Raw genomic sequence first — 8,510 nt, 5'->3', positions numbered from 1 at the left:
TGCGCGGCACCAAGCGTGAAGACGTGGAACGTGGTCAAGTTCTGGCAAAACCAGGCTCGATCAAGCCACACAACCACTTCACCGGCGAGATCTACGTTCTGTCGAAAGATGAAGGCGGCCGTCACACTCCGTTCTTCAACAACTATCGTCCACAGTTCTACTTCCGTACCACCGACGTAACCGGTTCGATCGAGCTGCCAGCCGATAAAGAAATGGTTATGCCAGGCGACAACGTGTCGATCACCGTTAAGCTGATCAACCCGATCGCGATGGAAGAAGGTCTGCGCTTCGCTATCCGCGAAGGTGGCCGTACCGTTGGCGCCGGCGTGGTTGCCAAGATCATCGGCTAAGGATAGGCCGCACTACCACCGGAGCAGATCCGGTGGTATAATCGATATCCTTTAAAGTTTTACGTAGGGACGTAGCTCAATTGGCAGAGCGTCGGTCTCCAAAACCGAAGGTTGGGGGTTCGATGCCCTCCGTCCCTGCCACCGAATTCTGGTGCAGGGCACCGAAAGTAAAATTACATGTCAAATCAATCCGTGCAGACTGTTAGCACGTCGAATGACAAGATCAAGGTTGCACTGGCGATAGTCGCTGCAATCGCAGGTGTAGTCGGGTTTTACTACCTGGCAGACAAACCAGCTCTGGCACGCGCAGGTGTGCTTGTAGCTGGTTTGGCTATTGCGGCTGTGATCTTGTGGACCTCGACGACTGGCCGTGAATTCCTGAATTTCGCTAAAGAATCCGTTCGCGAAACGAAAAAAGTTGTCTGGCCTACCCGTCGCGAGGCGAGTCAGATCACCGGCATCGTGTTCGCCTTCGTGCTGATCATGGCGCTGTTCCTGTGGGGCACGGATAAGACTCTCGAATTCCTGTTGTACGACGTCATTCTGGGTATACGAAAATAATGAGCGAAAATGTGCAAGATGAAGCAATGGGCGTCTCCGGCAACGGCGACGCTTCGGCGCAAGAAGCTGGCGCAGCGCGAATCAGCACGCCAGTAAGCAATAAGCGCTGGTATGTTGTACATGCGTATTCCGGCATGGAGAAAAGCGTCCAGCGTGCGCTGGCTGAGCGTGTAGAGCGCGCCGGCATGCAGGACCAGTTTGGCCAGATTCTGGTGCCGACCGAAGAAGTGGTCGAAGTCCGCAACGGCCAGAAGTATGTCACCGAACGCCGTTTCTACCCTGGCTATGTGCTGGTAGAGATGGAAATGACCGACGAAACCTGGCACCTGGTGAAAAATACCAGTAAAGTGACCGGCTTCATCGGCGGTAAATCGAACAAGCCGACGCCGATTCCGGCGCGCGAAATCGACAAGATCATGCAGCAGGTGCAGGATGGCGTCGAGAAGCCACGGCCGAAAGTGCTGTTCCAGGTGGGCGAAGATGTCCGCATCAAGGATGGCCCGTTCACCGACTTCAACGGCGCCGTCGAGGAAGTCAACTACGAGAAATCGAAAGTGCGTGTCTCGGTTACCATTTTCGGTCGCGCCACTCCAGTCGAACTGGAATTCGGTCAGGTAGAAAAAGTATAAGCAGCACCGTTCGCCAGAACGGGCGACGGTGTAAAAACCTGACACATCTGGCAAAAGAGGAGCCCCGCCCTGCAGAATGCGCATGGTGGGGCGCTACTACTCATTCCAAAGCATAGGAGCCATCATGGCAAAGAAAATCATTGGTTTTATCAAGCTGCAAGTGCCAGCTGGTAAAGCAAACCCATCCCCACCGATTGGTCCAGCACTGGGTCAGCGCGGTCTGAACATCATGGAATTCTGCAAAGCTTTCAATGCGCAGACCCAAGGTATGGAACCAGGCATGCCGATTCCTGTCGTGATCACCGCGTTCGCTGACAAGTCCTTCACCTTCGTGATGAAGACCCCGCCAGCAACCTTCCTGATCAAGAAGCACTCGGGCGTTACCAAAGGTTCGGCCAAGCCACATACCGACAAAGTCGGTAAGCTGACCCGCGCTCAAGCGGAAGAAATCGCTAAATTGAAAACCCCAGATCTGACCGCTGCTGATATGGATGCTGCTGTACGCACCATCGCTGGCTCGGCTCGTTCGATGGGCATCACGGTGGAAGGTCTGTAATCATGGCAAAACTGTCCAAACGCGCTCAAGCTATCAAAGCCAAAGTTGATGGCACCAAATCGTACTCGTTCGACAACGGCGTTGCTCTGATCAAAGAACTGGCGACCGCCAAGTTCAACGAATCGATCGACGTGTCGGTACAACTGGGTGTTGATCCCAAGAAATCGGACCAGGTAGTGCGTGGTTCCGTCGTGCTGCCAGCTGGCACCGGCAAAACCGTTCGCGTTGCTGTGTTCGCTTCGGGCGACAAAGCCGAGCAGGCTAAAGCTGCTGGTGCTGACGTTGTTGGTATGGAAGACCTGGCCGAGCGCGTCAAAGCCGGCGACATGCCTTTCGATATCGTCATCGCTTCGCCAGACACCATGCGTATCGTTGGTACCCTGGGTCAGATCCTGGGCCCACGCGGTCTGATGCCTAACCCGAAAGTTGGCACCGTGACCCCTGACGTGGCCACCGCTGTGAAGAACGCCAAAGCTGGTCAGGTACAGTACCGTACCGACAAAGCCGGTATCATCCACGCCACCATCGGCCGTAAATCGTTCAGCGATGCAGACCTGAAGAGCAATCTGCTGGCCCTGATCGACGCACTGAACAAAGCTAAACCAGCATCGAGCAAAGGTGTTTACCTGCGCAAGGTATCGCTGTCGTCCACCATGGGCGCAGGCGTACGTCTGGATCAGGCTACCCTGGTAGCTTAAGTAACAAGTTTAAGTCCTCTTGTCGCCGTCGCGCGGCAGGGGGCAGTTCTTTGGGCTGGTGCTGCTTGCAGCATCAGGCAATCAAAGACCGCTGGGCTGGATGCATCAGGTAGGTATCCGGTTAATTGAGTTTCACCCAGCGCAGATGGTGTACCCGATCAAGTTTCGTAGTCCATAGGACTCCTAAACCTCGGACGCCGTTGTTCGAACCGATGGCAGGATTTCCCGCCATCATTTAAGGAGGTTGACCGTGGGTCTCAATCTGAATGACAAAAAGGCCGTAGTCGCCGAAGTTTCCGCAAAAGTAGCAACTGCGCAAACTATCGTCGTGGCCGAATATCGTGGCATCCAGGTTGCTCACTTGACGCAACTTCGTGCTAAAGCGCGCGCACAAGGCGTGTACCTGCGAGTGTTGAAAAACACCCTCGCTCGTCGCTCCGTCGAAGGCACGCAATTCGCCCCTCTGGCCGACAGCATGACCGGTCCGCTGATCTACTCGATCTCGGATGACGCCGTTGCAGCAGCTAAAGTCATCGCTGACTTTGCTAAAACCAACGACAAACTGGTTATCGCGGCTGGTAACTATGCAGGCAAACAGCTGGATAAAGCTGCTGTTGTCGCGCTGGCGAGCATTCCTTCCCGTGAAGTTCTCATTTCGCAGCTGTTGGGCGTTATGCTGGCTCCGGTGTCGGGCTTTGCACGTGGTCTGGCTGCTCTGGCAGCGAAAAAATCCGAAGGCGCTCCTGCTGTTGCAGCAGAAGAAGCCCCAGCAGCGTAATGTATTACGCGCTGGCAGCCTCGCAGGTAATGTGAGTGCTGCCGGGTTTTTTTCTCAAGTAGCTATCTGATGTATTAACGAATCAAAAAATTATTGGAGTTTCAAATGGCAATTAGCAAAGACGACATCCTGAACGCAGTAAGCGAAATGTCCGTAATGGACCTGAACGAACTGGTTAAAGCTTTCGAAGAAAAATTCGGCGTTTCGGCCGCAGCTATGGCAGCTCCTGCTGCTGGTGGCGCAGCTGGCGGCGCTGCTGCTGCTGAAGAGCAAACCGAGTTCAACCTGGTTCTGACCGAAGTTGGCGCAAACAAAGTTGGCGTAATTAAAGCAGTTCGCGAAATCACCGGTCTGGGCCTGAAAGAAGCTAAAGACGTAGTTGACGGCGCACCGAAGACCGTTAAAGAAGCTCTGTCGAAAGCTGACGCTGAAGCCGCTAAGAAAAAGCTGGAAGAAGCTGGCGCCAAGGCCGATCTGAAGTAATCAAGCTGTACGGCGGCCGGCAGGGCGCTGGAGTATCATACTCTGGTAATCTGACTGGCCCCACCGAGCCAAAGTTGCGGATATCCTTCCGAAAGGGGGAATATCCGGCTTTGGCTCCTTTGTCGTCCTCGTCGTATTTGTAGCGTCGGTTTCGCGCTACAGTGGTACGCAGTTTATTGAAATCAGCTGGAAATGGTAGAAGTTTCAGGTTTCGTCTGTGTGACATGCAGCCGAACACCTTGTTGAACTGGGGCTATCGGCACTGGTGACACAGGCAAAACCTGAATTTTTTATCCTTTCTGTCACTCACGGAGTGTCCATGCACTACTCATTTACTGAGAAGAAACGCATTCGCAAATCATTCGCGAAGCGCGCCAACGTTCACCACGTTCCGTTCCTGCTGGCTACCCAGCTCGAGTCCTACCATAGTTTCTTGCAAGAAGACGTAGCACCGTCGACCCGCAAGAACGACGGCCTGCAGTCGGCCTTTACCTCGATTTTCCCCATCGTTTCGCACAATGGCTTTGCGCGTCTCGAATTCCTGTCGTACGTTCTGGGCGATCCTGCCTTTGACGTCAAGGAATGCCAACTGCGTGGTCTGACGTTCGCGTCGCCGCTGCGCGCCAAGGTACGTCTGGTGATCCTGGATAAGGAATCGCCGACCAAGCCTGTCGTCAAAGAAATGAAGGAACAGGAAGTCTACATGGGCGAACTGCCCCTGATGACCAGCACCGGTTCGTTCGTGATCAATGGTACTGAGCGCGTAATCGTTTCTCAGCTGCATCGCTCGCCTGGTGTGTTCTTCGAACACGACCGCGGCAAGACCCACTCCTCCGGCAAACTGCTGTTCTCGGCCCGTATCATTCCTTACCGCGGTTCGTGGCTGGACTTCGAATTCGATCCGAAAGACATCCTGTTCTTCCGCGTCGACCGTCGCCGCAAGATGCCTGTGACGATACTGCTGAAAGCCATCGGCATGTCGCACGAGCAGATTCTGGCTAACTTCTTCGTGTTCGACAATTTCAACCTGCGTTCGGAAGGCGCAGAGATGGAATTCGTCGCCGAGCGCCTGCGTGGCGAAGTGGCCCGTTTCGACATCGTCAACAAGGAAGGCAAAACGCTGGTCCTGAAGGACAAGCGTATCAACGCCAAGCATGTGCGCGACATCGAAGCTAACGGCATCAAGTTCATCTCGGTACCGGAAGACTATCTGCTGGGCCGCGTACTGGCGAAAAACATCGTGGATCCGGAAACCGGTGAAGTGGTGGCCAGCGCCAATGACGAGCTGACCGAAGACGTACTGGCCCGCCTGCGCGAAGCCAACATCAGCGAAATCCAGACGCTGTACACCAACGATCTGGATCAGGGCGCCTACATCTCGCAAACCCTGCGTATCGACGACACCGCTGACCAGATGGCCGCGCGCGTGGCGATCTACCGCATGATGCGTCCTGGCGAACCGCCAACGGAAGACTCGGTGGAAGCCCTGTTCAACGGCCTGTTCTACAGCGCCGACCGTTACGACCTGTCCGCCGTGGGCCGCATGAAGTTCAACCGCCGTATCGGCCGTGATGAACTGACCGGCGCCATGACGCTGTCGAACGAAGACGTGCTGGCCGTGATCAAGATCCTCGTCGAGTTGCGCAATGGCCGCGGCGAAGTGGACGATATCGATCACCTGGGTAACCGCCGGGTACGTTGCGTGGGCGAACTGGCCGAGAACCAGTTCCGCGCCGGTCTGGTCCGCGTTGAGCGCGCCGTGAAAGAGCGTCTGGGTCAGGCCGAAGCCGACAACCTGATGCCGCACGACCTGATCAACTCGAAACCGATCTCGGCTGCTATCCGCGAATTCTTCGGCTCCTCCCAGCTGTCGCAGTTCATGGACCAGACCAACCCGCTGTCGGAAATCACCCACAAGCGCCGTGTTTCCGCTCTGGGCCCTGGCGGTCTGACGCGCGAACGTGCCGGCTTCGAGGTGCGCGACGTGCACCCGACCCACTACGGCCGTGTGTGCCCGATCGAAACGCCTGAAGGTCCGAACATCGGTCTGATCAACTCGCTGGCACTGTATGCCCGCCTGAACGAATACGGCTTCCTGGAAACCCCGTACCGTAAAGTGATCGACTCCAAGATTACCGACCAGATCGATTATCTGTCGGCGATCGAAGAAGGCCGCTACATCATTGCGCAGGCGAATGCCTCGATCAATGAAAGCGGTACCCTGTGCGACGAGCTGGTCTCGGCACGTGAAGCGGGCGAAACCATTCTGGTATCGCCAGAGCGCATCCAGTACATGGACGTGGCGCCGGGCCAGATCGTTTCCGTGGCAGCTTCGCTGATTCCGTTCCTCGAACACGATGACGCGAACCGTGCACTGATGGGCGCCAACATGCAACGTCAGGCTGTACCTTGCTTGCGTCCTGAAAAGGCGCTGGTCGGTACCGGTATCGAACGTACCGTGGCGGTCGACTCGGGTACTACCGTACAGGCCGTTCGTGGCGGTATCGTGGACTACATCGATGCAGGCCGCGTGGTGATCCGCGTCAACGACGACGAAGCGCAAGCGGGCGAAGTCGGTGTGGACATCTACAACCTGATCAAGTACACCCGTTCCAACCAGAACACCAACATCAACCAGCGTCCTATCGTCAAGCGCGGTGACCGTGTGGCCCGTGGCGACGTGATCGCCGACGGCGCATCGACCGACCTGGGCGAACTGGCTCTGGGCCAGAACATGACCGTGGCCTTCATGCCATGGAATGGTCTGAACTTCGAAGATTCGATCCTGATCTCGGAAAACGTGGTGAAAGACGACCGCTATACTTCGATCCACATCGAAGAGCTGTCGGTGGTTGCCCGTGACACCAAGCTGGGCGCGGAAGAAATCACCCGCGATATCTCGAATCTGGCGGAAAACCAGCTGGCTCGTCTGGACGAGTCGGGCATCGTCTACATCGGTGCAGAAGTGCAGGCTGGCGACACCCTGGTCGGTAAAGTCACGCCGAAAGGTGAAACCCAGCTGACGCCGGAAGAAAAACTGCTGCGCGCCATCTTCGGTGAAAAAGCGTCGGACGTGAAAGACACCTCGCTGCGCGTGCCTTCGGGCATGGTCGGTACCGTGATCGACGTGCAAGTGTTCACCCGCGAAGGCATCGTGCGCGACAAACGCGCCCAGCAGATCATCGACGATGAACTGAAACGCTTCCGTCTGGACCTGAACGACCAGATGCGTATTGTGGAAGGCGATGCCTTCCAGCGTCTGGAAAAAATGCTGATCGGCCAGGTGGTCAACGGCGGTCCGAAGAAACTGGCGAAAGGCGCCAAGATCACCAAGGAATATCTGGATGATCTGGACAAATATCACTGGTTCGACATCCGTCCGGCCGATGATGCTGCCGCTACCGCGCTCGAAGCAATCAAGGAATCGATTAACGAGAAGCGTCACCAGTTCGATCTGGCCTTCGAAGAGAAGCGCAAGAAACTCACCCAGGGCGATGAACTGCAACCTGGCGTGCAGAAGATGGTGAAAGTGTATCTGGCCGTGAAACGCCGCCTGCAGTCGGGCGACAAGATGGCAGGTCGTCACGGTAACAAGGGTGTGGTATCCCGTATCGTGCCGGTGGAAGACATGCCATACATGGCCGACGGTACGCCGGCCGACGTGGTACTGAACCCGCTGGGTGTGCCTTCGCGTATGAACGTGGGTCAGATTCTCGAGACTCACCTGGGCTGGGCTGCCAAAGGTCTGGGTATCCGTATCGGCGAGATGCTGCAACAGCAGATCAAAGTCGAAGAGATGCGCAAGTTCCTGTCCACCGTCTACAACGAGAATGGTCGTCCGGAAGATCTGGACCAGTTCGACGACGAAGAGATCATGAAGCTGGCCAACAACCTGAAAAAAGGTGTGCCGTTCGCGACTCCGGTGTTTGACGGTGCGCATGAGTCGGAAATCCGCCGCATGCTGGACCTGGCTTACCCTGACGAGATCGCAAGCAAGCTGGGCATGACTCCGTCGAAGAATCAGGTCACCATGTATGACGGCCGTACCGGTGAAGCCTTCGAGCGTAAAGTTACCGTCGGCGTGATGCACATGCTGAAACTGCACCACCTGGTAGACGACAAGATGCACGCCCGTTCGACCGGTCCATACTCGCTGGTAACGCAGCAGCCTCTGGGCGGTAAAGCCCAGTTCGGCGGCCAGCGCTTCGGTGAGATGGAGGTGTGGGCACTGGAAGCTTACGGTGCCTCGTACGTGCTGCAAGAAATGCTGACCGTGAAGTCGGATGACGTGAACGGCCGTACCAAAGTGTACGAAAACCTGGTCAAAGGCGACCACGTGATCGATGCTGGTATGCCGGAATCGTTCAACGTGCTGGTGAAAGAGATCCGTTCCCTGGGTATCGATATCGACCTGGAACGCAACTAAGGCGCAAGCCCTGTTCACAAGTGCGTGTC

8 protein-coding genes and 1 tRNA gene are annotated in these 8,510 nt (G+C 56.1%); all 9 read left to right on the top strand.

The window, feature by feature from the left end; all coding sequences use genetic code 11:
- The coding region (locus GTP27_RS19900; RefSeq protein ID WP_161040876.1) for an EF-Tu C-terminal domain-related protein at nt 1-350 on the top strand (350 nt) is incomplete at its 5' end.
- Nucleotides 351-415: 65 nt separating this feature from the next.
- Nucleotides 416-491, top strand: a tRNA-Trp gene (locus GTP27_RS19895).
- A gap of 36 nt (nt 492-527) precedes the next feature.
- The gene (gene secE, locus GTP27_RS19890) at nt 528-911 is read left to right on the top strand and encodes a preprotein translocase subunit SecE (RefSeq protein WP_161040875.1); all 384 of its coding nucleotides are present in this window, start codon (nt 528-530) and stop codon (nt 909-911) included.
- Nucleotides 911-1,540 (top strand): transcription termination/antitermination protein NusG, encoded by a 630-nt coding sequence (gene nusG / locus GTP27_RS19885; protein ID WP_155436700.1) that lies wholly within the window; start codon nt 911-913, stop codon nt 1,538-1,540. Before secE ends, nusG begins: the two co-directional genes overlap by 1 nt.
- A gap of 124 nt (nt 1,541-1,664) precedes the next feature.
- Nucleotides 1,665-2,096, top strand: a complete 432-nt coding sequence (gene rplK / locus GTP27_RS19880) for a 50S ribosomal protein L11 (RefSeq protein ID WP_155436699.1) — start codon at nt 1,665-1,667, stop codon at nt 2,094-2,096.
- A 2-nt stretch (nt 2,097-2,098) separates the two neighbouring features.
- Nucleotides 2,099-2,794, top strand: coding sequence for a 50S ribosomal protein L1 (gene rplA / locus GTP27_RS19875; RefSeq protein ID WP_161040874.1), 696 nt, complete (start codon nt 2,099-2,101; stop codon nt 2,792-2,794).
- A 250-nt stretch (nt 2,795-3,044) separates the two neighbouring features.
- Nucleotides 3,045-3,572 carry a 50S ribosomal protein L10 gene (gene rplJ, locus GTP27_RS19870; protein ID WP_161040873.1) on the top strand — a complete coding sequence of 176 codons (528 nt, stop codon included), beginning with the start codon at nt 3,045-3,047 and terminating at the stop codon, nt 3,570-3,572.
- Nucleotides 3,573-3,677: 105 nt separating this feature from the next.
- Nucleotides 3,678-4,055: a 50S ribosomal protein L7/L12 gene (rplL, locus tag GTP27_RS19865; protein ID WP_072789264.1), complete on the top strand. Its 378-nt coding sequence runs from the start codon at nt 3,678-3,680 to the stop codon at nt 4,053-4,055.
- Between the two features lie 319 nt (nt 4,056-4,374).
- The gene (gene rpoB / locus GTP27_RS19860; protein WP_161040872.1) at nt 4,375-8,481 is read left to right on the top strand and encodes a DNA-directed RNA polymerase subunit beta; all 4,107 of its coding nucleotides are present in this window, start codon (nt 4,375-4,377) and stop codon (nt 8,479-8,481) included.
- Nucleotides 8,482-8,510: the final 29 nt, after the last annotated feature.

The organism is Duganella qianjiadongensis (assembly GCF_009857915.1).
GTDB classification, from domain to species: domain Bacteria; phylum Pseudomonadota; class Gammaproteobacteria; order Burkholderiales; family Burkholderiaceae_D; genus Rugamonas; species Rugamonas qianjiadongensis.
The sequence above is the reverse complement of the archived record's forward strand: the minus strand, read 5'-3'. Positions and strand labels throughout refer to the sequence as shown.

What these genes read in the sequence shown, in the direction of transcription:
- secE (WP_161040875.1), top strand. Translation starts at nt 528, where the DNA reads ATGTCAAATCAATCCGTGCAGACTGTTAGCACGTCGAATGACAAGATC.
- nusG (WP_155436700.1), top strand. Translation starts at nt 911, where the DNA reads ATGAGCGAAAATGTGCAAGATGAAGCAATGGGCGTCTCCGGCAACGGC.
- rplK (WP_155436699.1), top strand. Translation starts at nt 1,665, where the DNA reads ATGGCAAAGAAAATCATTGGTTTTATCAAGCTGCAAGTGCCAGCTGGT.
- rplA (WP_161040874.1), top strand. Translation starts at nt 2,099, where the DNA reads ATGGCAAAACTGTCCAAACGCGCTCAAGCTATCAAAGCCAAAGTTGAT.
- rplL (WP_072789264.1), top strand. Translation starts at nt 3,678, where the DNA reads ATGGCAATTAGCAAAGACGACATCCTGAACGCAGTAAGCGAAATGTCC.
- rpoB (WP_161040872.1), top strand. Translation starts at nt 4,375, where the DNA reads ATGCACTACTCATTTACTGAGAAGAAACGCATTCGCAAATCATTCGCG.